At 50.0% G+C, this 26,656-nt stretch carries 27 protein-coding genes; 6 read left to right on the top strand and 21 right to left on the bottom strand.

All coding sequences use genetic code 11. The annotated features are described in order from the left end of the window. Window positions 1-3: 3 nt before the first annotated feature. Window positions 4-1,287, bottom strand: a complete 1,284-nt coding sequence (purB, locus tag ACNQKP_RS16270; protein WP_417866067.1) for an adenylosuccinate lyase — start codon at window positions 1,285-1,287, stop codon at window positions 4-6. Continuing rightward, window positions 1,284-2,588: a hypothetical protein gene (locus ACNQKP_RS16265; RefSeq protein ID WP_417866065.1), complete on the bottom strand. Its 1,305-nt coding sequence runs from the start codon at window positions 2,586-2,588 to the stop codon at window positions 1,284-1,286. Before ACNQKP_RS16265 ends, purB begins: the two co-directional genes overlap by 4 nt. 173 nt (window positions 2,589-2,761) lie before the next feature. On the opposite strand from ACNQKP_RS16265, the gene ACNQKP_RS16260 reads away from it, so the two are divergent. Together ACNQKP_RS16260 and ACNQKP_RS16255 are read left to right on the top strand one after the other, a co-directional pair. Continuing rightward, window positions 2,762-3,316: a glutathione peroxidase gene (locus ACNQKP_RS16260; protein ID WP_144313824.1), complete on the top strand. Its 555-nt coding sequence runs from the start codon at window positions 2,762-2,764 to the stop codon at window positions 3,314-3,316. 110 nt (window positions 3,317-3,426) lie between these two features. Continuing rightward, complete coding sequence (locus ACNQKP_RS16255; RefSeq protein WP_011164398.1) at window positions 3,427-4,197, top strand: outer membrane beta-barrel protein; 771 nt, start codon at window positions 3,427-3,429, stop codon at window positions 4,195-4,197. Between the two features lie 10 nt (window positions 4,198-4,207). Here the strand turns inward: ACNQKP_RS16255 and ACNQKP_RS16250 are convergent, their stop codons facing one another. Genes ACNQKP_RS16250 through ACNQKP_RS16220 form a run of 7 tightly spaced genes read right to left on the bottom strand, consistent with a single transcriptional unit; the run spans window position 4,208 to window position 12,117 of the window. Continuing rightward, window positions 4,208-5,575 (bottom strand): sodium-dependent transporter, encoded by a 1,368-nt coding sequence (locus ACNQKP_RS16250; protein WP_011164397.1) that lies wholly within the window; start codon window positions 5,573-5,575, stop codon window positions 4,208-4,210. Further along, the gene (gene der, locus ACNQKP_RS16245; protein WP_417866062.1) at window positions 5,568-6,917 is read right to left on the bottom strand and encodes a ribosome biogenesis GTPase Der; all 1,350 of its coding nucleotides are present in this window, start codon (window positions 6,915-6,917) and stop codon (window positions 5,568-5,570) included. Before der ends, ACNQKP_RS16250 begins: the two co-directional genes overlap by 8 nt. Next, a complete protein-coding gene (gene era / locus ACNQKP_RS16240) occupies window positions 6,895-7,806 on the bottom strand; it encodes a GTPase Era (RefSeq protein WP_011164395.1) in 912 nt (303 codons plus the stop codon). Before era ends, der begins: the two co-directional genes overlap by 23 nt. Before the next feature lies 1 nt (window position 7,807). Next, window positions 7,808-8,512: a ribonuclease III gene (rnc, locus tag ACNQKP_RS16235; protein ID WP_417866059.1), complete on the bottom strand. Its 705-nt coding sequence runs from the start codon at window positions 8,510-8,512 to the stop codon at window positions 7,808-7,810. Further along, window positions 8,509-9,852, bottom strand: a complete 1,344-nt coding sequence (gene mtaB, locus ACNQKP_RS16230) for a tRNA (N(6)-L-threonylcarbamoyladenosine(37)-C(2))-methylthiotransferase MtaB (RefSeq protein ID WP_417866057.1) — start codon at window positions 9,850-9,852, stop codon at window positions 8,509-8,511. Before mtaB ends, rnc begins: the two co-directional genes overlap by 4 nt. Continuing rightward, window positions 9,837-10,919: a tRNA 2-thiouridine(34) synthase MnmA gene (mnmA, locus tag ACNQKP_RS16225; protein WP_417866055.1), complete on the bottom strand. Its 1,083-nt coding sequence runs from the start codon at window positions 10,917-10,919 to the stop codon at window positions 9,837-9,839. Before mnmA ends, mtaB begins: the two co-directional genes overlap by 16 nt. Next, complete coding sequence (locus ACNQKP_RS16220) at window positions 10,912-12,117, bottom strand: cysteine desulfurase family protein (protein WP_417866053.1); 1,206 nt, start codon at window positions 12,115-12,117, stop codon at window positions 10,912-10,914. The genes mnmA and ACNQKP_RS16220 overlap by 8 nt, the downstream gene beginning before the upstream one ends. A 209-nt stretch (window positions 12,118-12,326) precedes the next feature. Between ACNQKP_RS16220 and ACNQKP_RS16215 the strand changes: the two genes are divergently transcribed. From ACNQKP_RS16215 to ACNQKP_RS16200, 4 genes are all read left to right on the top strand, one after another. Continuing rightward, complete coding sequence (locus ACNQKP_RS16215; protein WP_417866051.1) at window positions 12,327-13,775, top strand: hypothetical protein; 1,449 nt, start codon at window positions 12,327-12,329, stop codon at window positions 13,773-13,775. Window positions 13,776-13,777: 2 nt separating this feature from the next. Beyond that, complete coding sequence (locus ACNQKP_RS16210; protein WP_417866049.1) at window positions 13,778-15,457, top strand: protein-arginine deiminase family protein; 1,680 nt, start codon at window positions 13,778-13,780, stop codon at window positions 15,455-15,457. After that, window positions 15,454-15,954: a hypothetical protein gene (locus tag ACNQKP_RS16205; RefSeq protein ID WP_417866047.1), complete on the top strand. Its 501-nt coding sequence runs from the start codon at window positions 15,454-15,456 to the stop codon at window positions 15,952-15,954. Before ACNQKP_RS16210 ends, ACNQKP_RS16205 begins: the two co-directional genes overlap by 4 nt. Before the next feature lie 89 nt (window positions 15,955-16,043). After that, window positions 16,044-16,691, top strand: a complete 648-nt coding sequence (locus tag ACNQKP_RS16200) for a thermonuclease family protein (protein WP_417866045.1) — start codon at window positions 16,044-16,046, stop codon at window positions 16,689-16,691. Between the two features lie 11 nt (window positions 16,692-16,702). Here the strand turns inward: ACNQKP_RS16200 and tsaE are convergent, their stop codons facing one another. The 12 genes from tsaE to ACNQKP_RS16140 form a co-directional block, all read right to left on the bottom strand. Continuing rightward, the gene (gene tsaE, locus ACNQKP_RS16195) at window positions 16,703-17,146 is read right to left on the bottom strand and encodes a tRNA (adenosine(37)-N6)-threonylcarbamoyltransferase complex ATPase subunit type 1 TsaE (protein ID WP_417866043.1); all 444 of its coding nucleotides are present in this window, start codon (window positions 17,144-17,146) and stop codon (window positions 16,703-16,705) included. Between the two features lies 1 nt (window position 17,147). Further along, complete coding sequence (locus ACNQKP_RS16190; protein ID WP_417866041.1) at window positions 17,148-17,873, bottom strand: pyridoxine 5'-phosphate synthase; 726 nt, start codon at window positions 17,871-17,873, stop codon at window positions 17,148-17,150. Window positions 17,874-17,910: 37 nt separating this feature from the next. Then, the gene (gene glmM / locus ACNQKP_RS16185) at window positions 17,911-19,284 is read right to left on the bottom strand and encodes a phosphoglucosamine mutase (protein ID WP_417866091.1); all 1,374 of its coding nucleotides are present in this window, start codon (window positions 19,282-19,284) and stop codon (window positions 17,911-17,913) included. 1 nt (window position 19,285) lies between these two features. Next, the gene (locus ACNQKP_RS16180) at window positions 19,286-19,708 is read right to left on the bottom strand and encodes a CdaR family protein (protein ID WP_417866039.1); all 423 of its coding nucleotides are present in this window, start codon (window positions 19,706-19,708) and stop codon (window positions 19,286-19,288) included. Beyond that, the gene (gene cdaA, locus ACNQKP_RS16175; RefSeq protein WP_011164382.1) at window positions 19,708-20,517 is read right to left on the bottom strand and encodes a diadenylate cyclase CdaA; all 810 of its coding nucleotides are present in this window, start codon (window positions 20,515-20,517) and stop codon (window positions 19,708-19,710) included. The genes ACNQKP_RS16180 and cdaA overlap by 1 nt, the downstream gene beginning before the upstream one ends. Window positions 20,518-20,593: 76 nt before the next feature. Then, complete coding sequence (gene ftsH, locus ACNQKP_RS16170; protein ID WP_417866037.1) at window positions 20,594-22,531, bottom strand: ATP-dependent zinc metalloprotease FtsH; 1,938 nt, start codon at window positions 22,529-22,531, stop codon at window positions 20,594-20,596. 96 nt (window positions 22,532-22,627) lie between these two features. Then, window positions 22,628-23,491 carry a tRNA lysidine(34) synthetase TilS gene (gene tilS, locus ACNQKP_RS16165; protein WP_417866035.1) on the bottom strand — a complete coding sequence of 288 codons (864 nt, stop codon included), beginning with the start codon at window positions 23,489-23,491 and terminating at the stop codon, window positions 22,628-22,630. Window positions 23,492-23,579: 88 nt separating this feature from the next. Continuing rightward, the gene (locus ACNQKP_RS16160) at window positions 23,580-24,929 is read right to left on the bottom strand and encodes an NAD-dependent succinate-semialdehyde dehydrogenase (protein ID WP_417866033.1); all 1,350 of its coding nucleotides are present in this window, start codon (window positions 24,927-24,929) and stop codon (window positions 23,580-23,582) included. Between the two features lie 72 nt (window positions 24,930-25,001). Beyond that, entirely contained in the window at window positions 25,002-25,232 is a 231-nt protein-coding gene (locus ACNQKP_RS16155) for a hypothetical protein (protein ID WP_235046074.1), read from the bottom strand. Between the two features lie 56 nt (window positions 25,233-25,288). Next, entirely contained in the window at window positions 25,289-25,666 is a 378-nt protein-coding gene (locus ACNQKP_RS16150; protein WP_417866031.1) for a hypothetical protein, read from the bottom strand. Continuing rightward, window positions 25,656-26,087 (bottom strand): type II toxin-antitoxin system RatA family toxin, encoded by a 432-nt coding sequence (locus ACNQKP_RS16145; protein WP_417866029.1) that lies wholly within the window; start codon window positions 26,085-26,087, stop codon window positions 25,656-25,658. The genes ACNQKP_RS16150 and ACNQKP_RS16145 overlap by 11 nt, the downstream gene beginning before the upstream one ends. Before the next feature lie 79 nt (window positions 26,088-26,166). Beyond that, entirely contained in the window at window positions 26,167-26,652 is a 486-nt protein-coding gene (locus ACNQKP_RS16140; protein WP_417866027.1) for a hypothetical protein, read from the bottom strand. Window positions 26,653-26,656: the final 4 nt, after the last annotated feature.

Here is a 26,656-nt window from a genome sequence, read left to right as displayed (position 1 = left end):
TGTCTATACTCTCTTGATGATGTCTTTGATGGCTTTTTTGTGTTTTTTGCCGGTAAAGATCTCGTCGATCTCTTTGGGCTTCAATAGCTTCTGGATCTGATCGTCCACCAAAAGTTTGTCTTTCAGATGTTCTCCGTAAGACAGGGAATGGCAAAGACGCTGCACCAAAGCATACGCTTCCTCACGAATCATTCCTTTTTGAATCAGCGCCAGCAACACATGGGAGCTAAAAATCTGTCCTTGCGAACTTTCGATATTGTCCATCATGCGCTTCTTGTTCACATCCAGTCCATCCAACAGAATGCTCATACGATTGCAGGCATAGTCCGCCACGATGAAGGCATCCGGGAAGACCACGCGCTCCACTGATGAATGACTGATGTCGCGTTCATGCCAAAGTGCCACGTTTTCAAATCCTGCAATGGCATAACCACGCAACAAACGGGAAAGGCCGGTGATGTTTTCCGCACTGATTGGGTTTTTCTTGTGAGGCATCGCTGAAGAGCCCTTTTGGCCCTTGGTAAAACCTTCAGTCACTTCGGCCACATCACTGCGCTGAAGATGACGAAGCTCTACGGCCAGGCGTTCAAGGCCTGTTCCGAACAAAGCCAGGGCTGAAAGCATCTCAGCATGACGGTCGCGCGGGATCACTTGAGTTGCGATGGTTTCAGTTTTCAATTTCAGCTTTTTAGCCACCAAAGACTCAATTTTGGGAGCTTGAGAAGAATAAGTCCCCACCGCACCGCTGAGTTTGCAGATCATCATGTTATCCAGAGCGGCTTTCACACGTTTTTTATTGCGCTGGGTTTCAGCCAGGAAGCCCGCCATCTTGAATCCGAAAGTGGTCGGCTCGGCAAACATGCCGTGGGTGCGTCCGGCACACAGGGTTTCCGCATGCTTGGTCACCAGGGTTTTCAGGGATTTTTCCAGAGCGACGATGGATTTCATCAGAACGACTCCGGCTTCGCGCACCTGCAAGCTGAAGGCCGTATCCAGAACATCCGAAGACGTCATGCCGTAGTGGATGAATTTTCCCTGCGGGCCGACGTTTTCTGCCAGATTTGAAACAAAGGCGATCACGTCATGTTTGGTTTCGCGTTCGATTTCAGAGATTCTTTTTACATTGAAGCGAGCTTTTTGAGCGATGATCTTGGCTGCGTTCTTGGGGATGATGCCAAGCTGGGATTGAACCTGCGCCACCGCAATTTCAACTTCCATCATTTTTCCGAACTTGTGGTCGGCGTCCCAAAGAAGGCCCATTTCCGGGCGGGTGTATCTCTCAATCACGGATTTTGTTCCTTTCGCTTCTTCTCTTTTTGCTCTTTCAGAAGTTTTTCTTTCCACCAGTTCACAATTTGCAACTGGATGCGCTCATGATTGTCAAAGTATGCGCCCCAACTGTAATGCGGCCACACTTCGGGCCCGTCCAGATGAAGATTGCCAAAACCCGCCCGTCCACGACGGGACGTCTGCTTTTCACCGAACACCGGGAAGCGGGAAGCCCCCAGCTGAGCATAGGTATAATAATATTCCTGCGGGAAGCTCAGGATCTGCGGTTCCGACAACGACATGCGCGCTGTCAGAAGCTTCTTCATGCGGTCACTGCGCACAGTCAGATATTCTTTATTGAATCGCTGCACCGTCGGAATTCGCATCCACACATCAAACTGGTCTGCCAAAGAGGTTCTTTGCAGGACCATCATGTTTTCATGAGTCCATGGCGAAGACAGATCATCCACCACCAGTGTGTGCAGTGGCAGGCGATCGCGCTCAAAGCATTGTTGCAGTCCCACGCGGTAACGAACCCAGCACCATTCAGGCTCTAAAGCCCCTTCCGGGAAGAAGTATTTTCCCAGGCGTTCATTCAGGAAGTAGGTCTCTTCACTGGAAAGCATCCAGATGATCTGCTCCAGACGGAACAAGCCCTGCTTTTCACCGGACAGTTCAAGCCCTGTGATGGACTTGCCACCCCCAAAGGACACGTCCATGATCTGATGCGGGCGCATGACTTCAACCCCTTTGCTGGCAAGCCAGGTCAGGGATTTTTCAAGACCATTGCGAGTCGCCTGACGAACCAGGAACGAAGATGACAATGGAACTGCCGCCCCCACAGAAGCGCCGCGCGCATTCGGGGCATAAGTGGTGCCCGCCCACTGATGTGCCAGATGCAAAATCCAGCTCTGATCAAAACTCAAAGCTTCAAGATGCTTGTAAAGATTTTTCGCAGTTTTATCCGCACTGCTACCGGCGATGATTTCTTTGACTGGTGCTGCCAATGAAGACTGATCCAGTTTGTACTTGCTGACCGGACCTTTAAATTCAAAAGGACCCTCCTTCAGCCACAATGTAAAACCGTTGGAAACTTCATCGTAAGGATCATCCGCATACAGACGCTCGAGCTGGGACTCGGAAACGCGTTCGTTGCGCAGAAATCCAAAAGGACCTTCAACATCTTCAGAGGGCCACACGCCCAGCTTTGAAGACACATCAACAAGAGTTGTTTTGATACCTTCTTTCGCCAAGGCCGCCGCCAGCCAATGACCGCGACCAAATGCTGAAATCAAGATAACGGGACTGCCCAGTTCCATCGCCGAGATAATCTCCTGTTTTTGAATTGAATTAGAATCCTAAAGGCTCTTAATGATTAGAAAATCACGAATTGATAAAGTCAAAGGTGCGCACTGCATCGAAAGGCTTTCCCAGGGCTTTTTCTTGTGATTTACCCCCGCCCCCTCTAGAATACGCTCATCCGGGGGAAACCATGCGTATTTTTACTCTTATCGCCCTAATTTTGTGCACTTCCTTTGCTTGGGCCAAGGACACACCATCGAGCTTCTTTGATCTTTCCGCGAACTCGCTTTCCGGCAAAAAGGTCAACTTCTCCACGTACCGGGGCAAGGTCGTTTTGGTGGTCAACACCGCCTCACAATGCGGGTTCACTCCCCAACTGAAAGAGCTGGAAGAAATGTACAAAAAATACGCAGACCGCGGCTTCGTGGTTCTGGGTTTTCCTTCCAACGATTTCAAACAGGAAAAAGGAACGAACGACGAAGTTCAGACTTTTGCCGCCAAAGAATTTGGTGTGACCTTTCCGTTGTTTGATAAAGCACCGGTCAGCGGTAAAGACATCCAGCCGGTTTATCAATTCCTGACGACACAAAAACCGGGTTTGATTTTTAAAGACGTGGCCTGGAACTTTGAAAAGTTCCTAATCAACCGCAAAGGTCAGGTGGTCGAACGCTGGAGTTCCATCACCAAACCATCCTCGGACTCCATCACAAAATCCGTGGAAAAAGCCCTGAACGAACCCCTCTAAAAAGGCCGGTGTCCCAAAGCGAGACAATTCGCAGATTTCTGGACTCCGTTTTGATACTTTGCTTTGAAGTTTTGCCCCTTTTGATTCGATAATATCAAGAGGGGGACCTTGTGAAAACCACAGCTCGATCACTTACATACAGCCTTCTGATTTTACTTGCTTTGGGGCTTAGCCTACCCTCAAAATCCCTGGCCCAGTCTGATCACAAATCCTATCTGATTTCCCAAGTTGACGCGGACGAAGCTTACGATCCCTTCACTGATTATTCTGAGTTTGAAGAAGAATCCGACGAAGAAGCTGACATCAATTTCTTCCGTAACGGCCGCTTCTTCACGATTGGTTTGGCTGGCGGTATGCGCGGCTTTACCGGCAACTTTGCTGATGCGTATTCCTCGGCTCCGACTTTTGGTATTTTCCTGACTTACTTCTTTGATCTGCGTCTGGCGATGAGTTTGGGTTTCCAGACTGGCGATCACGCGGTGAAATTCTCCGTAAATAACCAATCCAAAACTTACGAAGGAAACGTGTCCATCACCGCCGTGAACTTTGATTTGAAATACTACATGAACACCCAGAACGTGACCCGAGGCCTTGCGGATCTGAATCCGTACATCCTGGGCGGTTTGGGTCAGTTCTATCGCACTTACACGATTGCGGGCCTTGATGGCTTCAGCCGTGACTCAACAATGGGTTTTGATATCGGTGCGGGTTTAGAGATCCCTTTGATGCGCAAAAAAGCCTACCTGGGCTTGCAAGGGACTTATCACTATGTGAACTTCAGCGACGAGAACAAGTCCTATGTGGATGGAACTGAAAAGCTGGATAAGAATCTGACCGGTGACTTCTATAACTTCCTGGTGATCCTGGGGATGAACTTCTAATCATCCCCGTCTAACTGACAAAAACCCCGATTACTTGCAGCAAAAGGCCCACGATAATAACAACCGGGCCTGCCCACTTCAGAACAAACATCCAATGCGGATACATTGAATAGCTGACGAACTTGTCCTTATCGACAAAGCCCAGCTCTTTTTCCTTGTCTGAAACCCCGCGGTTGAAGGCGATCAAAATACCCAGCGCCACCAGCGGCAGCAGCCAGTTGATCAGCAATGAATCCAGATTTTCGATCAACGAACGGCCACCCACGCGGATGTCTTTAAAGATCGAACTTGAAAGCGCCGGCAGAACCGTCAGCATCAAAGCAATCGCCCCGGAATACCAGGTCGCCTTGCCACGCTCCATTTCTTTCTTGGCATCCACCCAATTGGACACGACAACTTCCAGCAAACCAATGCTGGCATTCAGCGCTGCCATATAAAGACACGCAAAGAACGCCAGACCAAACAGCGTGCCCCCACGGATTCCCAACAGATACTTCGGCAAGACTTCAAACATCAACGCCGGATCCGTCAGCGGCACATTGGACGCCTGGAACGCCACCGGGAAAATCATCACCACGGCCACCAAGGAAATCACTGTATCCACGATTGTCACACGGAAACCCGCGGTCGGAACATGGTCTTCTTCACGCATGTAAGAACCAAAGGTCACCATCGTGCCAAAGCCCACTGAAAGCGTGAAGAACACATGCCCCAGAGCATGATTGATGGAATCCCAGCTCAGCTTTGAAAAATCCGGATAAAACAGGAAGCGCAAAACTTCCGGAGTTGAAGGCAGCGAGAAAGAACGCATGACCAGAATAATAACCAGCACCGCAAACAGCGGCATGGTGTAACCGATCCAGCGCTCCAATCCCTGCTGCACCCCTTTGACGACCACAACCACCGTGATCAGGATGTGCGCACTGGCCAGCATCAACTGCAGCCAGCCGTTAGACATCAAAGCTGCCAGATTGGTTTTGTCAGTCAGTTGTTCGGGACTGGAGAATAAAGACACCAGGAATTGGGTTAAGAAGTGCAAAACCCAGCCACTGATCACTGAGTAATAAGACAAGACGACAATACTGACCATCACGGCCAGTCGCCCGACCCAGCGGAAATTCACGCCGGTCTTGGCACTCATCTGCTGGGTGGCGACGATCACCGAACGGCGCGTGCCTTTACCCAGCATCAGCTCGGCAATCAGCAGCGGAGCGCCGATGGCCAAAGCCAGCAGACCATAAAGCAAAATGAAGGCACCGCCTCCATTTTCGCCCACGACATAGGGAAAACGCCACAGATTCCCCAAACCACAGGCAGAGCCGATGGCCAGAAGATAGAATCCATAGCGTGTTTTCCATGAGCCGCGTTTACTAGCCATTATCCGTTCCACCACGGCGTGATTTCATACAGAAGATACGAATCGGCATCCCGTGAAGGTCCCAGTTCGTTTTAATGTGCTTAATCAGGAAGCGGCGATAGGAATTCGTCACACCATCTGGATGATTCGCAAACGCGATAAATGCCGGAGGCTGCTGATAGGTCTGAGTCAGATAATAGAACTTCACATTCGTCGTACCCCAAACCGGAGCCGGAGCTTTACGGATGGTTTCGAAGAAGAAGTCATTCAGCTCTGCCGTTGGAACACGGAAGGTCATCTGATGAGCGACTTTTTCAATCATCTCGAACAGGTCTTCCAGACCGTAACCGGTTTTGGCGCTGGTGAAGACAATGTGCACGTCAGTGAAGAAGTGGAACACACGTTCCACCTGTTCACGGAAAGTCTTGCGGTATTCAGGAACTTCCTTGCCACCCAAGTCTGATTTATTCGCCACGACGATCACACCTTTGTGATCTTCCAGAATCGCCTGCATGATGCGCGCATCCTGATCTGTCGGGCCGACAGTTCCATCCACCATCAACAGCACGATGTCCGCGCGACGAATGGCTTCCTGGGATTTGAAGGCGGAAATGATCTCCAGATCCTCTTCACGTTTTGCCGAACGACGCAGACCCGCGGTATCAACCAGGGTGTATTTTTTGTCGTTATAGACGAAGGGGGAATCGACAGAATCAATTGTGGTGCCCGCGATATCAGAAACGATCATGCGGTTGTAGCCCAGGATCGCATTACAGATAGAGCTTTTTCCCACGTTCGGTTTCCCGACGATGGCGATATTCATGCCCTCTTTCACAGTCCCTGGATTTTCAGGGATCTGTTTTACCACCCACTCAAGGATTTCAGCCAGACCACGACGCTGCTCGAAAGAAGCGGCAACCACGTCCACGCCGAATTCATAGAAGTCAGCTTTGGCCATGTCCTGATCCTGGTCACTGTCGACCTTGTTGATCACCAGAAGGAACGGTTTGCCGGTTTGTTTTGCGACGCGAATGATGTCACGGTCTTCAGGCACCAGGCCCACACGACCATCCATCACCGCCACAATCAGATCCACAGAGTGCAGGAACTCAGTCACCTGTTCTTTGATCAGCTTGGAGAAAATGTCGCCAGCTTCCGTGATACCACCCGTGTCGATCAGGTCAAATTGTTTGCCCCAGATATCGACAGGTTCGATCATGATGTCACGAGTAACCCCCGCCTGGTTTTTTACCACGGCTTTGCGGGTTTCAGTGATGATATTAAACAGTGTTGATTTACCGACATTCGGGCGACCGATGATCGCCACTTTCGGCGAGAAATCAGTCTTTAGAGTCGACGACATATCCAAGCTCCTTCATCATGCGTTTATTGGAGAACCACTCGGGCTTGGATGCCACGTTCAGGTCCAGGAAGATTTTCTCTCCCATCAGTTTTTCAATTTCCTTGCGGGCTTCCATACCGATCTGTTTGATCACGCTGGCGCCTTTTCCGATCACGATCGCCTTGTGGCTGTCTTTGGACACCACGATCTCTGCATAGATCTTTGGAACCGGCTTCGCGTCCTCTTCAAACTTCACGATACGAACCGCGATAGAATACGGGATTTCGTGGTGAAGGGCCTCAAAGCACTGCTCACGGACGATTTCCGCGGCCATTTCACGCACGTTTTCATTTGTAAACAACTCAGTGTCATACAAAGGTGCCGGAGATTCTGGCAGCAATTCCATGAACTCAATCAGAAGTGCTTCACGCTCTTCCTGGTCGTTTTTGGAATCTTTCACGGACACAGAGAAGGCTTTGCCGCCCTTGTCCTCGACCATCTTGCGAAGAATCATCACACGGTGGGCTTTTTCCTCGATATCCGTTTTGGTGATCACGGCGATCCATGGTTTGCCGCTTTTGGAAACCAGGTCGATGACCTTTTCTGCGTTTTCCGGTTTTTCCTCATCCACAGCAATGATCGCCAGCAAAGCATCAGAGCTGTTGATAACATCATGGGCTTCCTGTGCCAGGAAACCATTCAAACCTTCATCAGCTTTGATCAAACCCGGTGCATCTACAAAGATCACCTGACCTTTTTCTGTGCTCCAGATGCCCAGAATACGACGGCGGGTTGTCTGAGGTTTTGAAGAGACGATAGAGACCTTTTCGTCCACAAGGAAGTTCATCAATGTGCTCTTCCCCGCGTTCGGCTGTCCGATCAGACCTAAAAATCCAGCTTTGTAACTCATCTTAATTCGTCTCCTTGTACTTCATCTCAAGGGCATTCTTTGCCGCCATTTGTTCGGCGTTTTTCTTACTGCGGCCCCGCCCTTGAGCCCAGACATCTTCTTTTACTTTTACACAAACCAGGAACTCACGATCATGCGGAGGTCCTTCTTCCGCCAGCACTTCATAGCGTGGCGTTTCTTTCGAGGACTTCTGCACCAGCTCCTGCAGACGGGTTTTATAATCCCGCTCGAAGTCCTCATGCCCGCAGACCCGGTCCGCCAAAGGAACAAACTCCTGGCGAATAAAGCTGCGAGCCACTTCAAAACCACCATCCAGGTACAACGCCCCGACAATGGCTTCAAACGAAGAGGCTATCAGGCGCGGCTTCTGCGCGCCCCCGGTCAGGGCTTCACCCTTTCCCAGTTGCATGAGTTTATTTAAACCCATTTCCAGTGCCAGTTCGGACAGAACCTCTTCATTAACAATACTGGCACGTTTCTTTGACAACCCACCTTCGGTGTCGGTCGGGAATTTTTCATACAAAAACTCTCCCACCACCAGATCCAAAACAGCGTCACCCAAAAATTCCAGCTTTTCATTGTGCTCAACGGTGTTTCTCAGCTCGTTGGCAAAACTCTTGTGGGTCAGCGCTCTTTCCAGCAATGCCGGGTTTTTAAAGTGATACCCTACACGCTCTTCCAGACTCTTTCGGCCCTGATCGATCATGACAGCACCTCGCCGATCAGATGACCTTCCATGTGTTGTTTGTTGGAATGATCATAGCCTGTGACTTTCACATCGACTTCCTGACCCGCCCAGTGATCCAGGAAGCTTTCAGCACCTGTGATATCCACTGGCCAGTAATCATGACTGAGACCCTGTCCGCCTTTGGCGGCATTTTTCAGGACCAGCACACGCTTGGTGCTGCCGATCTGATTCTGGGCTTGCTCCGTGTAACGACTGATACTCAGTTCTCGCAGACGTGCCGCTCTTTCCGCGCGCACATGCGGATACACAGAAACATCCATGGCCGCCGCACGAGTGCCCTGACGTTCGCTGTACGGGAATACGTGCAGCTTGGTCCACGGCAGATCTTTCAGGCAGTTATAAGTGTCCTGGAATTGTTCTTCAGTTTCAGTTGGGAAACCCGTGATCACGTCCATCCCAACAAAGCTGCCTGGCACACGGTCCGCAATCGCGCGCAGAGATTTTTGCACGTCTTCTTGCGTGTATTTGCGCTTCATATGGAAAAGCACATCCGTGTTGGCACTTTGAATGCTCATGTGGAAATGAGGGCACAGTCGTGAGTCCTGATAAAGATCCAGCAGACGCTCAGACACTTCCACCGGCTCAAGGCTTGAAAGACGGAAACGTGGCATTTTGGTTTTTGCCAGAAGATTTTCCAGCAGATCTTCCATCACGTACTTACGATCGCCGATTTGGTCCTCGTAATCCCCGATATGCACACCGGTCAGCACCACTTCGCGTGAGCCTTCCGCATACAGATCATTGATACGATTCACCAGATCCGCCACCGGGATGGAACGGCTTTTCCCACGAGCATACGGGATAATGCAATAGGTGCAGAAGCTGTTACAGCCATCCTGAATTTTCAGGAAGGTGCGGGTGTGTTGTTTTTCAATACCACCGCCGGCTTCCAGATCTTCTTTTTTGAAGATGTTGGATTTAAAGACTTTTTCAGTCAGTTCACCACGGAAGTGTTTGTTCAAAAGATCCGGCAGACTGCTTTTGTGGGAATTGGCCACAATAAGATCAGCCCCTGGAAGGCTTGAGAATGACCCGGTATCAACTTGCGCCGCACAGCCTGTCACCACGATCGTGCAGAAAGGATCTTTCACTTTCAAACGACGGATGTAGCGAACGGCCTCTTTCGTGGCTTCCGCAGTCACGGCACAGGTATTCAGCACATGAATGCGCGCGTCTTTCTGGCCGGACACCACCGGCATGAAGCCACTGGCGTTCAGGTTTTTCTGGATCAGGCCGGCGTCATAGGTGTTCACCTTACAGCCGAAAGTGTGGACCTGATACTTCATAGAGTGATCCATCCGCCCCCCACGAGCTGTCTGTCACGATAGAACACGGCGGCCTGACCTGGAGTCACCGCACGCTGAGGCTCTGTGAATTTCAATTTGAAGCCGCTGGCCGTTTTAATCACCTGAGCCGGAGCCCCTTTGTGCTGATAGCGAATCTTCACATTCATGATTTCGCCGTCCTGGATTTCATCCAGCAGCTTTGGATCCACCACATCGACTTCGTTGGCGAAAAGATGTTTTTCTTCGCCCACCCAGACCGTGTTGTCAGAGGCATCGATTTTAATCACGAACAGCTTTTCGTGATAATCCATACCCAGGCCTTTGGATTGACCATAGGTGTAATTGTGAATGCCTTCATGAGAAGCCATCACCTGACCTTCCGGGAAGCGCTTGATCAGACCTTTTTTGCTGGCCAGAATTTCGGACTTCACGTGGTCTTTGATAAAGTTCTGATACCCTTGGTTACCGACAAAACAGATGCCTTGGGAATCTTTCTTGCGCGCAGTTACGAGTCCACGGCTTTCAGAATACTCACGCACCTGCGGCTTTTTCATGTCGCCCACCGGGAACAAAAGTTTCGGCACAAGCTCTGGATCAATCGTGAACAGGAAGTAAGTCTGATCTTTCCAGTCATCCGTGGATGTGTGGATAGAGGCTTTGCCTTTGTCGTCATAAACGATTTTGGCATAGTGGCCGGTGGCGATATAGTCGCACTCAAGCTCACGCATTTTTTTAACCAAGTGATCAAATTTCAAATAGGTATTGCAGTTCACACATGGAAGCGGTGTTTGCCCTTCCAGGTAAGCTTTCAAGAAAGGATCAATAACCGCGGCACGGAATTTTGCTTCGCAATTGATCACATAAAACGGAATACCCAGACGGTCTGCAACCGAACGAGCGTCATCCACGTCGATACTGGAACAGCATGTGCCGTTTCCTTCCTCGATATCGCAGGTGGAATAATCCCAGACCTGCATCGTGGCTCCGATAACTTCATAACCCTGTTCGACCAAGAGCGCAGCCGCGGCGGAACTGTCCACGCCTCCGCTCATAGCAACAAGGACTCTCCCTTTAGACATGACAAGTCTCTCCTTTGTCGTCGTTCAAGGATCGCAAGCGATCCACTACTGTTTTCAATGTATCCACAAACGAATCCACCTGCTCCAGTGTACTGTCCCAGCCAAGACTTAAACGCAGGCTGTTCTGAGCTTCGTCGCGAGAAAGCCCCATCGCCAAAAGCACCGGGCTTGGCTCGGGATTCCCGGAAGAACAAGCAGCTCCGGTGGAAACCGCATAGCCCTTGATATCCAAAGACATCAGCATGGTTTCCCCATCAGCGCCCTTCAGTACCAATGAACTTGTGTTCGGCAAACGCGGAGTTTCCCCGGCCGTCACCGTCACTTCGGAAATTTCAGAAAGGATGCGGGCTTCCATGTGATCGCGAAGAACAGCCAAGGCTTTGGCTTTTTCCGCAATCATTGGTGCACGCTTGGCCACCACACCCAGAGCACCAATACCCAGTGTGTTTTCAGTGCCACCACGGCGGTGTCTTTCCTGAGCACCTCCGTGAATCAAAGAACTCAGGTTGTTGCCTTTTTTCACGTAAAGAAAACCCGTGCCCTTCACTGAATAAAACTTGTGACCCGAGAAAGAGGCAAAGTCGACATTCAATTCTTTCAGGTTCACCGGCACTTTACCGAAGGCCTGGACTGCATCCGTATGGAAGAGCGCGCCTTTTTTGTGCGCCATCTCGGCCATTTCTTTGATTGGGAACAACGTGCCCGTTTCATTATTGGCAAACATCACGGACACCAATGCGGTCTCTTCGCTCAGATGCTCTTCATAGAATTTCAGATCAATCTGCCCCTGACGATTCACCGGAATGAAATCCACGCGTGCGCCCAGATCTTTCAGGTGCTGCATGGTTTTCATGATGCTTGGGTGCTCCACTTCAGAACTCATGAAGTGAGTGCGTTTGCGCTGTTCCGGAGTCAGGAACTGTGCTGTCTGATAGTGTTCAAGCAGACCTTTCAGAACTGTGTTGTTGGCTTCGCTGCCACCGGAAGTGAAAATGATTTCCAGCGGACTTGCGTTCACCATTTCTGCCACGGCCTTGCGCGCGTCACGCAGAATATTCTTCGGCTGACGACCACCCCAATGGATGGAACTTGGGTTCCCCCAAGCTTGTGCGAACTCGGGCAGAGATTCCAAAACCTCTTTGCACACCGGAGTCGTGGCATTGTGATCGAAATAATGAAGGACCTTGGTCTGTATCATAAGCTGCCGGAACCTATCATAGTTCTTAAGTATTGAGAACCTCTAAGATAATTTGCCCTTTTAGGGTGTCCACTGCGTTAACAGATCAGGAAATTTCTACACCCCGATTCTGCCTGTTTTCCGGGCCGACCGAGGATTTTTCGGGGCTTAACTGGACTAGACCTCAGTTTTCACTCAGGTTTTTAACAGGAATTCCGATAAACACAGGGATGAGTCATCATTTATGGTTTGAACATTTTAAAGAGCAACTTCAAGGACTTACCGAAGCCTTTGAACAAAGCGCTACGCCTCTGAGCCTCTTGGCTTACGCCATCAAGGAGCAACGCCTGAGCTCTGAAGACTATCTTCGTTGGGCAATGACTCACCATAAACTGCCTTTGCTTCAGTCACGATTTTTTACAGAAACTCCCGTGTCCCAGGAAATGTTCGCGAAGTGGGCGACCCATTATCCGTGGTCTGCGGAGTGTCTGCCTGTGGCGGAGTGGGATGGATCCCTCATCGTAGCATGTCTTCAGCCGCCGCAGGATTTTCCTTCCATGCCTTCCAGTATTCTGGTTCTGGCGACCTATGAAAATCTGGAAGCCACCTGGAATCTGCTGCACCCGGAAAGACAACAAGCCCCTGCTGCAACCCCGGTGGCCGAAGAAGCCCCTGAGGGTATCGACCTTTCCGTGGTCACAACTACAAAACAAGCTTCCGACAGCTTCTCTTTCGAGGATCTGGGTGTAAAAACCGACTCCAACGCAGCTCCGGAATTCCAGCCTCTAAGTGAGGATGAGCTTCAATTGGGCGAAACCGGTGGTGAAAAACTCGATGGTCTGTTTGACGGCCCGACGGTGATTCGTCTTGAGGCTTTAAGTCCATCCGCAGAAGCACCTGCACAAGCTGCTCCGGTTCTTGAACCGGTTGCCGTTTCCTCTGAAACTCCCGAGACTGAACTTAAAACTGTGATTTCTCCTCTGTCACCGCTGACTCCGCTTACGCCGGCACCAGCGGTAACAGCGCCAACTGAATCGGCGGCTGTGGCAACCGCTGTGGAAAATTCTGCACCAAAACGTGCAACGCCTCCACCGCCTCCGCCTAAAGCTGAAATGCCTCCTCCATTTGAAGACAGCTTCAGCAACAAACCCATTGCGATCACTCCGCGCCCGGCGGGTGTGGCCAAGCCAACCATCAATCCGGTGGCCAGTGGTCATTTTGCTTTGGAAAAAATCAAAAAGAAAAATGCGGCTTTGCTGAATGAGAAAATCAAAACGGCCCTAAGCCAGATGAAAGTGCACTTTGAAAAGTCCATGATTCTGACTTTGGACGAACAAGAAACGCAGATGACCGCCTTTGCCTGGGATGAAAACTTCCAGGGCATGAAGGACACGTCCATGCGCTTCCCACTTCAGACTCCGAGCGTGTTCAACATCGTGGCTACGACGCAAAAACCGTATCACGGCTATATCTCCTTAAATGCGATCAACGAGAAATTCTTTGATGGCTGGAATCAGGGCCGCATCCCAGATCATGTGACCATCACCCCGATCATTATTAATGAAAAACTGGTGGGCATGCTGATGGGCTTTGCTGAAAAAGCGGCCTACAACAAGGTCTCTTTGACTCTGGCTGAAAAGCTTTCCGGCGAATTCACAAAAGGTCTGCAGGCGGCATAGTCATGACCATTTTCCTGCAGATCCTCCTGAGTTTCTTTCTGACTGAGGCTTCTGCAAATTCCTGTTCCCAGCACAACCCGATGGCCGCCGATGTTCCACTCTGTCCTGCTGGCGGCAGCAAACTGCTTTCTGAAAATTTTCCGATAATGGCGGCCACTGTTTCTGATGATATGGGGGGACCTGGTTACGTTAAAGAATACGTCACCAAGGTTTTAAAAGCCCAGTCGCAAAAACCACCGCAATTCTTCCTGGCCGTGACTGATGAAACCTGGGACGACGTCGTTCGGGAAATCAAAAAACAGGCTCCGGATCAGGCCACCGCCCAGCAATGGATTTCAGGTCTGAGCCGCGTAAAAACCAACAGTCGCTGGAACTGGCAGCAGGATTACTTTGAAAGCTTCTTTGATGCAAATACCGGGAAACCGGTTTTGCGCGAAGTGCAGGGGTATGGTCGACACGGCAACGCTTTCAATGATTTGATGAAACAATCCGGCAAGGATTGCTCTTTTCAAGAGGGAAAAAAGCTGACGAACAACCCGTACAAATCCGGGCACAGCGGCGGCAACATCGAAGCCGTCAACGGACTTTGCCTGATTGGTTCGGATCACTTCGAGGGCAACGAATGGGACCGGTACGCCAAAGTCACTTGCGAAAATCCGGCCATGGCCGTAAAAACACCGTCAGATTTTTTAAGCGTTGGTCACACCGATGAGTTTTTCAAAACCTTGAAAGATCCAACCCAAAAAGCCCCTTGCGATTTCAGCCTGGCGTTTGCAAGTCCAAAAAAAGCACTGGACCTGCTGAAGAAAAACCCGCAAGGCCGGGCTTTTGATTTTTCGCACCTGACTCCGGATGAAGCTCTGGCCCGCATGAGCCAGACCCCTTACACTTATATCTGTCAGGAATTTTCTTACAGCAAAGCCCTGAAAAACAATGGTGGCAATCCGCAAAAATCCCGCGAAAAACGTTCGCGCGGAGTCAGTCAGTTCCTTTTTGAAATCATTCTGCCACCCGTCTCTGCTGGCGCCACGGTTCAGCCCCTGAAAGACGCGGAATCCAAACGCATGCAGGAATATCTGGAAAGAATTTCCGAAGGTGGCATTGACGATCCCGCCCTGGAGCGCAGCAAACGTGAAGAAAAGTACGCTCGCTTAAACCGTCGCCGCGCACTGATGCGCCAGGCGGGTATGATCAAGGATTCAACCAGCATCCAGAACACCATGGATTGCTACAATATGACCAATAAGGATCTGGCCGACCTGATCGAAGAGGATTTTGAGTTCAAAGAATTCAATGACTCCATCGAAGAGGCGACTCAAAAGTTCAAAAAAGACCTGCTGGCGAAAGTTAAAAAGTCCTATCCGCAATGCAGCCCAAAAACGGTGGAACTTCCTGATCTTTTCATGGGGGAAATGGACTATGACAGCAATCCTCCGAAATACGTGAACGGTTCAGCTGATTCGATTTTCCCGAATCCCACCAACGGCGATATCGTGGAAAACACCTTTATTTTGCCTGAACCAGTGAACCCGGCATTTAAAGCGGATATTGATTCTTCGATTAAAAATCTAGGTCTTAAAACGGACTATATCGACACGCATTTTGCCCATTCCATGAATGGAAATCTGCACTGTTCCAGCCACACCATGCGCTATTGCCGCCCTCAAGGAGGCACCAAATGATCCGTCACCTTCTGATTTTCACCTTTATATTCGGATTGATTGCAGCGGCCGAAGCTCAAAACAAAAAAACTCTTTATTCCTGCCAACTGCAGGACGAATGGCTTCAGGCCAAGAGTCTCTCGGCTGGAATTAATATCGAAGATCTCGACCACGCGACAATCACCATCAAGTCCGAATCTGAAACCGTGGTCTGCCCGATGGCGGTAGAAACGGTTCAGGATGCCTCTCGCAGCCGAATCGCACGCATTATATTTAGCATGACTCCTTCCGGATGCTCGCCTCAGGAAAAGCTTTTCCATCGCAATTTGCGCCGTCGCGTGGAGCTTTTTATCGACGCCCATCCCGATGCCAAAGGATCAGCCCAGCTGTCCTGGCGTCATCGTGGGGCTCGTTCCGAGTGCAAAGAAACCGTGAACAACCTGAAGGCCCTCGGGATTGGAAATAAATTCCATCCAACCGCGACGACTCCATCCAGGAATGCCTCAGGAACAAGATAAGCCCGTCTCACAAAATAGGCCGGGAAATTAATACGTTATCCCCCTGCCACTATTGAGTTTTCACCTTAAAGCCGCTACTTTTCAGGGCCATGAAAAACCTTTCAGTTCTTTTCATTGTCCTGCTTCTTCCTTCTCTTCTTTGGGCCCAAGGCACACGCATTAAAGTTCTCAGTGTTCATGACGGCGACACTCTGACAGCGGTGGATGTTGCAAACAACACCCGTGTTAAAGTGCGCTTGATGGGCGTGGACACTCCGGAAGTGGACTTTATGAAAGAAACCCAAGGCGATGTAGCTCTGGCCGCGCGCGATTTCCTGCGATCCCTGATTCCGGCCGACGGCATCATCACCCTAAGCGAAGACAGCCAGATCGACAAACACGGACGCATCCTGGGTCGCTTGTTGAATGGAAAAACTGAACTCAATATCGAAATGCTTAAAAACGGCTGGGGTATGATTTACTTCATCTACCCGTTTGAAAAACGTGTGGTGAGTGATTACAGCAAAGCTTCCAAAGAAGCTTACGACAACCGTCTGGGCATCTTCTCGAACGACTATCGCGACACCCAAGAGCCTTATCAGTTCCGCATGCGTGTGCAAAAGCAAGTGGGCAGAAATCCAGTCGGTGATCTGGAATTAAAAAAGGTCGTGCCACCAGAAGAGATCAACAAGATCCCCGTCTGGAAACGAGTCTTCTTCCCGAACTATGAAATGGCCTATCAAAACGGTTACAACTAACGCATCACCTATTAGACTTGGCGGGTGGTGATTTTTCTTTCGGTGTCGCTGAGTTTTTCAAAGCGCACTTCGATGCGCTGCCAGTTGAGTGGCAGGTAATCGAAATCCAGGCGGTTTGCCCATTCGATAATGATCAGTGAATTCTTCTGGGCAAACAGGTCCCAGAAACCGGAACTTTCCAGATCATCGTCATCTTTCAGACGATACAGGTCCAGATGATCCATAGCTTTGCCTTCCGCGTTTTCATAGCGCAGATGAATGGCAAAGCTTGGTGACTGTACGTCCCGCATTCCCAACTCGCCGGCAATCATTTGCACCGACGTCGTTTTACCGGCACCGACATCCCCGCTCATCAGCAAGATGCAGCGGTCATTCAGGTGCGGCAAAAACTCCTGCCAGAAGCTTTTCAGCTCCTGGAGGTTTTTTACGATGTGCTGGGAATTCAAAATGGTCATATTATTTCAGGATTTTTCTCATCTTACGCACAGACTCTTCCATGCCATGCTCCAGCGCATAACACACCAGAGAATGCCCAATATTCACTTCCTGCAGATGCGGCAACTTATTAATAAGCTTGGAGTGCTCATAATCAAGCCCGTGGCCTGCGTGCACATTCAAACCCAGATAGTGCGCCCATTCAGCGGCATCACAAAGACGCTTCCATTCAGCGGCTTTACGAGCGCCTTTTAGCATCACCCATTTGCCGGTGTGGAACTCAACCGCATCCGCCCCGATCTCATAGGAAGCTTCAACCTGCTCAAGGGAAGGCTCAACAAACATGGAAATTTCAATGCCGATGCGCTGAAGCTTTTCAACCATCGGGAACATTTTCTTAAAGCCTTTCTTTACATCCAGGCCGCCTTCCGTTGTCAGCTCAGCACGCTTTTCCGGGACGAAACAAACCCAGTCAGGACGGTATTTCTTGGCGAAAGTCACCATCTGAGAGGTCGCTGCCATCTCCAGATTCAACGGCACTGAACAATGCTTGGAAAGCACTTTAAGATCTTCCAATTGAATATGACGGCGGTCCTCACGAAGATGAATCGTGATTTGTTCCGCGCCACCTTTGACGGACTTTTTCACCATATCCAGCAAATTAGGATAAGCCGTTGTTCCCCCACGCACCTGACGAAGCGTCGCCACGTGGTCCACATTTACACCCAAACGAATTTTATGTTTCATAGACTTTTAGGACGGCAGAACTGCCATCCCCCTTTAATTAAGACAGTTCTTTTTCCAGGAAAGAGGCGATCTCTTCAGCAAATTGAGTGATCTGAGCTTTCTCAGTCCCCTCAACCAGCACACGAATCACCGGCTCAGTTCCAGAGAAACGAACGAAGACACGACCATTGCCAGCCAGTTTCTTTTCAATATTGCGAATCATGTCGTTGTAGCCAGCAAGCTCAGAAAGCTCGGCCCGGCGTTTTACACGGCAGTTGATCAGGATCTGCGGAACGTCTTCAAAGACGTGATTCAGATCGCTCATCTTCTTGCCAGTTTGTTTCATCACCGCCAGAACACTCAACGCCGCAATACAACCATCACCCGTTGTGGTGTGATCCAGGAAGATGATGTGGCCAGACTGCTCGCCACCCAGGTTGTAACCGTGTTTACGCATCTCTTCGACCACGTACTTGTCACCCACGCCGGTTTTCACAAGCTTGATGCCTGCTTCATTCATGCGCTTTTCAAGACCGAAGTTCGACATCTGAGTCGCCACCAGAGTGTCACCTTTCAGCAAGCCACGCTCTTTCATATGCAAAGCACAGATCGCCAAAATGCGGTCTCCGTTTACGATCTCGCCTTTTTCATCGACCATGATCACACGATCCGCATCCCCGTCCAGACTGATGCCCACGTCCGCACGATAGTGCAAAACGGATTCAGCCAGCTTCTGCGGATACAAAGCACCAACCTTGTCATTGATGTTAGTGCCATTGGGATCATCACCCAGCTGAATCACTTCCGCACCCAGCTCCTGGAAGATGGATGGAGCAACCTTATAAGACGCTCCATTAGCGGTATCCAGAACGATACGCATGCCATCCAGGGTGTACTCCAGAGGGAATGTGCCCTTTACGTAAACGATATAACGACCCTGAGAGTCTTCAATACGACGGGTGCGACCGATTTCTTTGCTTGGAGGCAGAAGTGGCGTCAGGTCTTCTTCAAGCACCAGGCGCTCGATTTCACGTTCCATCTCTTCAGAGATTTTGAAACCATCAGAACCAAACACTTTGATCCCGTTGTCATGGAATGGATTGTGGGAAGCAGAGATCACGATCCCGGCTGCTGCACGCATGGTGCGGGTCAAATAACCGATCCCTGGAGTCGGCAGTGGTCCCACCAGTTGCACGAACACACCCATGGAGTTTAACCCGGAAGCCAAAGCCTGCTCGATCATGTAACCGGACAGACGCGTGTCTTTTCCGATAACCACTTTGCGCACGCTGGAGGATTTTTCTTCAGCCTCTTTGCGCAAAAGATAACCGATGGCCTGACCAATTTTAACGACCATTTCCGGAGTCATTGGATACTGATTCGCAGTCCCGCGAATACCATCAGTTCCAAACAGTCTTGTTTTCTTTTCCACTTTATCGGTTTTCTTGTTCGTCACGGGGCTTTTCCTTTATCAGCAACACTTCTGCTTGAATTTGATTTGGACGGACACCCAGAATTCGCACACCCAGCGGCACTTCAATTTTGCTGAGAGGGATATCCACATTCACCACACCTTCTCCTCTTTGCGAGATGTCCAGCGTGATACTTTGAGCCAGCGAGCTTTCCAGGAACTTCTTCAATGAAGAACGAGGACCTGAAACCTTCACCTTGATATGATCCGTTGTCTGAGCCACCACATGGGTGCCTGGAGCAGTGATCAGCTCAATATCAATATTTTTGCTTAGAACAAAATCACGGCGACCCAAAATGGTCAGCCACAGGATCAACGAAATAAACAACGCCACAACTTTGTAGCTGAAGTTTTCGGTAATGACATTCGACCAACGCCGTCTCATTAAACCTCCCCTTGCTGAGAGAAGGCCTTGTACTTAAGACCGAAGGTTTCATAAAGAGCTTTACGAATGTCACCCAGTTCCACGTTAGGACTCAAGTGACCCCCTTGGACGATACCAATGGATTTGTTTTCTTCAGAAACCACAAACACCAAAGCATCAGTTTCTTCAGTCAAACCAATAGCCGCGCGGTGACGGGTCCCCAGGTTTTTATCCAGAGCCGGATTTTTACTGAGCGGCAGGAAGCAGCCGGCAGAATGAATTTTACCATTGCGAATTAAGACAGCTCCGTCGTGCATCGGACTTTCCGGGTGGAAAATCGAAGCCAGCAATTCCGCGGACACCTTGGAATCCATCTCGGTTCCGAATTCAATGTGATAATCGATGACGATTTCACGCTCCACCACCACCAATGCGCCGAAGCCCTTTTGCGCAGTCAGGATAATACCCTTGGCGATCTCTTCAATCACCTGGGTTTCCTGGATTGTGGAGGCATCGCTGAAGAACGGGTTGCTGCCGATGTGAGCCAGCGCACGACGAATCTCGCCCTGGAACAGGACAACCACGATCACAAACAAATTAGAGAAGAATTTTTCCAGGATCCAGTTAAAGGTGAAAAGCTCCAGCCAGATACTCAGAATATATCCGATCGCCAGAACCCCCAGGCCGGAAAGCATTTGGATCGTCCCGGTTCGTTTGATCAGAACCAGAATGCGATAAACAACCATCCAAACCAGGAGCATGTCGATAGCATCCTGCACCCGCAAGTGCTGGACTATAAACACAAGGTTGTCGACAAACTGCTGCAACATCAAGATGCCTTTGTAAAAATGTTGTCGTCAAAAAGGCTCTGCCGACGGGGTGTCGGCAGATTGGGTTTCAGAATTTTTAGATCGTCACCGGGCCGGTGCTACCCACCGGATCTCCAGATCCTTTCTTTTCCGCCGCGTTCATGATGGCCGCGTTGGTGTCTTTCTTGGTGTTGCGGTATTTTTCAATTTCCGCAACTGCCGCGCCGTTCACCAGCATGTCGACTTCATGACCGTCGATTGTTTCGTATTCAAGCAATGCCTGAGTCAGGCGCTCCAGAGCATCCTGGTGGTCACGCAGAATCTGGATAGAAACATCGTAACCGTGCTTGATGATCTTTTCGACTTCAGTGTCGATCTCCTGTGCTTTCGCATCAGAGTACTCTTTGGACTTGTTGCCATAGCCCATACCCATGAACACCGGATTGTCGCGGGTTTCATAAGCCAAAGGACCCAGCTTACTCATGCCCCATTCACACACCATGCGACGGGCGATTTCAGTCGCACGCTCGATGTCGTTGCCGGCACCGGTGGTGATGTCCTTAAAGATCAGCTCTTCAGCCGCACGACCACCAAACAGGAAGGCGATCATGTTTTCAGCTTTGGATTTGGACAAAGACACGCTTTCTTTTTCCGGCAGAGTCTGAGTCACACCCAACGCCATACCACGAGGAATGATGGTCACTTTGTGGATCGGATCCAAGCCAACAAGCTTTTTACCCACCAGCGTATGACCCGCTTCATGGTAAGCAGTGACTTTTTTGTCTTCGTCAGAAATCACCATAGAGCGTCTTTCCGCACCCATTGTGACTTTGTCTTTCGCTTTTTCGAAATCATCCATTTCAAGATACTTCTTGTCAGAACGAGCCGCCACCAGGGCTGCTTCATTCACAAGGTTCTCAAGATCGGCACCCGAGAAGCCCGGCGTACCACGTGCGATTTTGGAAGCATCCACATCAGGACCCAATGGAGTCTTGCGCATATGAACCGCAAGGATCTGCTCACGGCCTTTAAGATCCGGTTTATTCACGATCACACGGCGGTCGAAACGACCCGGACGGAGCAACGCAGGATCCAGAACGTCTGGACGGTTGGTTGCAGCGATCATGATAACACCTTCAGAAGATTCAAAACCATCCATCTCAACCAGCAACTGATTCAGAGTCTGTTCACGTTCATCGTGACCACCACCCATGCCAGCACCACGATGGCGACCGACAGCATCGATCTCATCAATAAAGATCAGACATGGAGCATTCTTTTTACCTTGTTCGAACAAATCACGAACACGGCTGGCACCAACACCAACGAACATTTCGACGAAGTCAGAACCGGAAATAGTGAAGAATGGAACTCCCGCCTCACCCGCAACGGCGCGAGCCAGCAAGGTCTTACCAGTCCCTGGAGAACCCACCAGCAAAACCCCCTTAGGGATGCGACCACCAAGTTTGGTGTATTTTTTTGGATCTTTCAGGAAGCTTACGATTTCTTGCAGGTCTTCTTTGGCCTCATCCACGCCAGCAACCTCTTTGAAGGTCACACGGTTTTTATGCTCCGTCAGCAGACGGGCGCGGGATTTACCAAAGGACATGGCTTTGCCGCCACCGGCCTGAATCTGGCGCATGATGAACAGGAACATCGCTACGATCAGAATCAGAGGCAGCCAGTTCACAAGCAATGACTGGAAGAAACCACCATTGTCAGCACGCTCATAATTGGGCGTGATGCCGTGTTGTTGCAGGAATTTATAACCCTCATCCTGGGTGTTCCCGATAATGGCAAAGTGGGTGCCGTTGTATTTCTTTTCAAACTCCGGCTTCATTTCACCAACGACTTCGCTGGTATCCTGACGGAAGGTGACAGTCGCCACCTCGCCGGCCTTTACGGCTTCAGTGAATTTGGAGAAATTAAAGTCAGCAATCGCTTTTTGATGCTTGCTCTCATAGGCTTGAAATAGAAACACAGCCATGATGATCAGGAAGAACCATAGAGCCAGCGTTTTCTGGGTTGATCGCATTTCAGTTCCTTTCAGTCGAAGGTAATACCCCCAAAGGGTAGCATGAATGCCCTCTCAAAAAAAGAAACTTTAGAGTGAGAAACCAGTCCTCTCAAATCAGGACTGGACCTTGATTTGCTCTGCGTTAACTTCCCATTGGCACCCAGCGACTTTGAATGTGATCACTTTTTGCGACTTGTCCAGGCGCTTTTGAACTTCTTCCAAGTGAGATTGCGAAAAATCTCGTTTCCCGAGGGAAAACAGGTACTGAGCCAACAGTCTTTTTTGTTCAAACGGACTCAATGTGAGGTAAAAGGCTCTGCGCAGCCCCTGTGTCTTATAAGCCTCATTCTGCCCCAGCAAATCTCCCCAAGGGCGATTTTCAATCTCTTGGGCAATGGTCTCCAATGACCGGGCCAAAGCCGCAGTCGAGCCTCTGGAGCGCCTTTCAAGGGATTTTAACCACTCTTCGCGCAGCCAGTTACGCAAAGGGTCCAGGGCCTTGTTAGTTGGGTCCTCAAAGCTTCGAAGCCGCTCTTCACGCAGATATTTTTTAAGCTCTTTTTTGGAGATCTCCAAAAGGGGGCGGAACAAACCATCCCGCAAAACATGCATCGCCGCAAACCCCTGAGCCCCGGTGCCGCGAATCAAGCGAATCAATCTTGTCTCCAACAGGTCGTCCCGATGGTGCCCTGTAGCCACAAGTTCGAACCCCTCCTCCTTCTTCAGGCGGTCCAAAGCCTCATAACGCAGCTCGCGATATTCTGCCTCTGATTTAGCCAATTGCGAGGCGCGCAACGGGTAAAAGTCAATTTCTAGTTTCTTGCAAAGCTTTTCGCAAAACTCCTGAGCCTCTTTGCGATACTCCTGATTGGAGTCCTCGCCATGATGAAAATAACAAGCCCCGAGAAGATTTTTTTTGTGCACTTTCGTTAAGCTGCGCAGTAAAGCCACTGAATCCGTGCCGCCAGAAAGCGCCACCAGAATCTTTTTATCCTGAAGCGAATGAAGTTTGATCAGCTTCCATACATGATGATCCAGATCCTGCTTGGCCTTTGACAGTTTCACTCTACTCCCCCGCAACCGCGACGGTCTTGATGTTCACGAATTCCATGATTCCGAAATGACCCAATTCGCGGCCATAGCCGGATTCTTTGATCCCGCCAAACGGGATTCTTGGGTCCGACTTCACATAATCATTCACCACGACAAAACCGGCCTGCAACTCTTTTTCAATCAGCTCTTTGCCCTTTTTCACGTCTCGAGTAAAGACTCCACCACCCAGACCATACGGCGAAGAGTTGGCCACTGCCAGGGCCTCTTCTGTGTTCTTCACGATGAAAACCGACGCCACGGGGCCGAATATTTCCTCGCGATGAACCTCGGGATGATCTTTTTCAAAGACCACCACCGTCGCCGGATAAAAGGCCCCCGCCCCTTGCGGTGCCGAACCACCCAGGACCACTTTGCCACCCCATTTTTTCAGTTTTTCCACCTGGTCCACGATGGTTTTTTGAAACTTCACGGAAGCCAAAGGTGCCAGCTCCGTTTCTTTCATCTCTTTAGTGAAATGATGGATAAAGTCTTTGGCGACTTTTTCGTTCACGATAAACCTTTTCCCCGCCACGCAACTCTGCCCGCAGTTCACCAGACGCACTTTCGCACACGCCTTGGCCGCAGCCTCAACATCGGCATCTTCCAAAACCAGATAAGCATCACTGCCGCCAAGCTCCAGAACGATCTTTTTCAGATTCTTGGCCGCTTCGGTTGCAACCGATCTGCCCCCCTGACTGCTGCCAGTGAAGGTCACCCCATGCACCACCGGATGAGCAATCACCTGGGCTGCCACATCGTGATTGACCTGAATGTTGCGCAAAAGTTTATAGTCCGGCGTCAGGTCATTAAAAATTTTCCCAATCAGCTCAGAGGTGCCTGCTGTTAAATCCGCATGCTTCAGCAAAATCACATTCCCCGCCATCAATGCCGGAGCCGCAAAACGGATCACCTGCCACAGCGGAAAATTCCAGGGCATGACACTGAATACAACCCCGACTGGCTGAAAACTGACTTCGGCATGTTTGTACGGAGAAGAAGCTGCCACCTGGTTCTTTAGCATCGTTTCAGCTTCCTTGGCGTAGTGTTCGCATGTGACGGCGCACTTTTCAACTTCGGCTTTTCCTTCGCTGATGAGCTTTCCCATCTCCTGATTCATCATTTGCGCCAATTCGGATTTATGACTGCGCAAAGCCTGCGCAAGCTTTAGCAAAACTTCCGAGCGTTCTTTGAAAGAAACCTTGCGCCAGATTTGAAAATCCTTCGCTGCTTGTTCAATATTTTTTTCTGTGTCGGACCAGGAAAGGTGATTGTAGGATCCAAGAACATCGCCAGTGGCGGGATTCACGGTTTGAAAAGCACTCATGACAACCTCCGAAAATTTAAGGCTGCCATAAGAATGAAAGATGCGCCTCTCTCGGCGCATCAAAGAAACAAACTACAAAGTCAGAAAGACCTGCTGGAAAGAAACGACAAGGCCTCCTAAGAAAGCCATGGTCATCGTGCCCCAGGCCATGGACTTATAGAACTTGCCAAGCTGCATAGCACCCCGGGCATAGGGTCTTTCCGACGCCAGCACAGGAATAGGCTTCACCATCGTGCGAATGAACTGATGGCAGCACAGGCAGAATAAAACGACAGAGATCAGGCTAAGGATAAGTTGTTCCATGCTGAACTCTTCGGCAGAAGTCCGTCTCAACTTGAGACGGACTTTGGTCTTGTATTTTAAGCTTTGTCTTCGGATTCGTCCTTGGATGCAGGCGTATCCTTTTTGATGATATCGATTTCGGCGGTGATTTTAAACTTGTGCGTTTCAGCGAACTTCGAGGCTTCTTTGACGAAGTCGATCTTCTGAATGATCCCGACGATCTCTTTGGTCACACGCTGAGTGACTTCGTCCTTGGATTTTTGCGCCCCTTGAATCAGCAAATTCAAAGCTTCTTTCGGAAGTTTCAACTCAGAGACATAGGCGCGCAGGCTTTCCTCGGTCATAAACGCCGCACTGACACCGGCGGTGAAAACCTTTTTCACGGTATCACCCAGAAGACCTTTCAGGTCCCCGGAGTTGTCCTTGTCGTCTTTTTTGCTTCCATCAGTTGCCATAAAGTTGTTTCACTCGCTTGTGATAACTGCTGATCATATTCGGAAGATTCACACTGACCAAGGCATTGGCAATCGGACCTGGTACGAACATGCTGAAAGTGGCTTCAACAGTGTACGTCGCGCGGGTTTTACCAGCTTCGTCTTCAAGCTTCCAGGAACCCACGGAAGTTTTAAACACATCGCCGGAAGCAAATTCCCAGGTAATGCTTTTCGGTGCAGATTCAGTCATCCACAATGAATATTTGAAACTTTTGACTACAGAAACATTGTATTCCACCAGCTTGCGGTTGCCTTCGGTCTTAAGAACCGAGCACTTTTTCACTTCCGGCAGAAACTCATGGTACTTGTCGTAGTCAGAGATGATTTTGAAGAATTGTTCGACGCTGCAGTTGAAAACTTCGGTTGTGGATGCTTTTGCCATAGGCCCTTAGTGTGTCGATTTCAAAGCATCGAGTCAACGCGGGCCTAGACCATCAAACGATTATGTTACATCGCCTTTGCTATTTCGCTCCCACGCGTGCGTACCAATCCTCAACCCAGGAATGCCATTTGGACTCACCCTCGCCATCATCCACGATCAAAGAATCATGGCTGATCATTGTTCCGTTGGGCTTTTGCACCATCTGATAGTGCGCAATCCAGTCAATTTCGCCATCCACAGACACGCGGAACAACCATTGATCGATCGACCAGTTGCCATCTGTATCAATCAGCCATTGTTCGGACACACCCTCCAGGTGCCCGGCGTGAAAATTTCCATTTTCATCATAACCGCCCACGGCACTCAGATAATCCGCCTGACGAGCCCCTTCGGTCCCAATCGGCACAATACTGGACAATGTCAGGTAAATCCCAAACTGGGTTTCTGAAACCGTGCCGGTGTCTTTGATGATTTGATTTAGATTTTCCCACTGGGAACCAGAGGCCAACGCCGCAGAACCCAACATCAGAACAGAAACAAAAATGGATGCGATCAGTTTTTTCATGCTT

This window comes from Bdellovibrio bacteriovorus, assembly GCF_048286975.1.
In the GTDB taxonomy this organism is placed as follows: Bacteria; Bdellovibrionota; Bdellovibrionia; order Bdellovibrionales; family Bdellovibrionaceae; genus Bdellovibrio; species Bdellovibrio bacteriovorus_H.
The sequence above is the reverse complement of the archived record's forward strand: the minus strand, read 5'-3'. Positions and strand labels throughout refer to the sequence as shown.

Coding starts and splice junctions, on each gene's coding strand:
- ACNQKP_RS16265 (WP_417866065.1), bottom strand. CDS start 2,588: ATGGAACTGGGCAGTCCCGTTATCTTGATTTCAGCATTTGGTCGCGGT.
- ACNQKP_RS16260 (WP_144313824.1), top strand. CDS start 2,762: ATGCGTATTTTTACTCTTATCGCCCTAATTTTGTGCACTTCCTTTGCT.
- ACNQKP_RS16250 (WP_011164397.1), bottom strand. CDS start 5,575: ATGGCTAGTAAACGCGGCTCATGGAAAACACGCTATGGATTCTATCTT.
- der (WP_417866062.1), bottom strand. CDS start 6,917: ATGTCGTCGACTCTAAAGACTGATTTCTCGCCGAAAGTGGCGATCATC.
- era (WP_011164395.1), bottom strand. CDS start 7,806: ATGAGTTACAAAGCTGGATTTTTAGGTCTGATCGGACAGCCGAACGCG.
- rnc (WP_417866059.1), bottom strand. CDS start 8,512: ATGATCGATCAGGGCCGAAAGAGTCTGGAAGAGCGTGTAGGGTATCAC.
- mtaB (WP_417866057.1), bottom strand. CDS start 9,852: ATGGATCACTCTATGAAGTATCAGGTCCACACTTTCGGCTGTAAGGTG.
- mnmA (WP_417866055.1), bottom strand. CDS start 10,919: ATGTCTAAAGGGAGAGTCCTTGTTGCTATGAGCGGAGGCGTGGACAGT.
- ACNQKP_RS16220 (WP_417866053.1), bottom strand. CDS start 12,117: ATGATACAGACCAAGGTCCTTCATTATTTCGATCACAATGCCACGACT.
- ACNQKP_RS16215 (WP_417866051.1), top strand. CDS start 12,327: ATGAGTCATCATTTATGGTTTGAACATTTTAAAGAGCAACTTCAAGGA.
- ACNQKP_RS16210 (WP_417866049.1), top strand. CDS start 13,778: ATGACCATTTTCCTGCAGATCCTCCTGAGTTTCTTTCTGACTGAGGCT.
- ACNQKP_RS16205 (WP_417866047.1), top strand. CDS start 15,454: ATGATCCGTCACCTTCTGATTTTCACCTTTATATTCGGATTGATTGCA.
- ACNQKP_RS16200 (WP_417866045.1), top strand. CDS start 16,044: ATGAAAAACCTTTCAGTTCTTTTCATTGTCCTGCTTCTTCCTTCTCTT.
- tsaE (WP_417866043.1), bottom strand. CDS start 17,146: ATGACCATTTTGAATTCCCAGCACATCGTAAAAAACCTCCAGGAGCTG.
- ACNQKP_RS16190 (WP_417866041.1), bottom strand. CDS start 17,873: ATGAAACATAAAATTCGTTTGGGTGTAAATGTGGACCACGTGGCGACG.
- ACNQKP_RS16180 (WP_417866039.1), bottom strand. CDS start 19,708: ATGAGACGGCGTTGGTCGAATGTCATTACCGAAAACTTCAGCTACAAA.
- cdaA (WP_011164382.1), bottom strand. CDS start 20,517: ATGTTGCAGCAGTTTGTCGACAACCTTGTGTTTATAGTCCAGCACTTG.
- ftsH (WP_417866037.1), bottom strand. CDS start 22,531: ATGCGATCAACCCAGAAAACGCTGGCTCTATGGTTCTTCCTGATCATC.
- ACNQKP_RS16160 (WP_417866033.1), bottom strand. CDS start 24,929: ATGAGTGCTTTTCAAACCGTGAATCCCGCCACTGGCGATGTTCTTGGA.
- ACNQKP_RS16155 (WP_235046074.1), bottom strand. CDS start 25,232: ATGGAACAACTTATCCTTAGCCTGATCTCTGTCGTTTTATTCTGCCTG.
- ACNQKP_RS16150 (WP_417866031.1), bottom strand. CDS start 25,666: ATGGCAACTGATGGAAGCAAAAAAGACGACAAGGACAACTCCGGGGAC.
- ACNQKP_RS16145 (WP_417866029.1), bottom strand. CDS start 26,087: ATGGCAAAAGCATCCACAACCGAAGTTTTCAACTGCAGCGTCGAACAA.
- ACNQKP_RS16140 (WP_417866027.1), bottom strand. CDS start 26,652: ATGAAAAAACTGATCGCATCCATTTTTGTTTCTGTTCTGATGTTGGGT.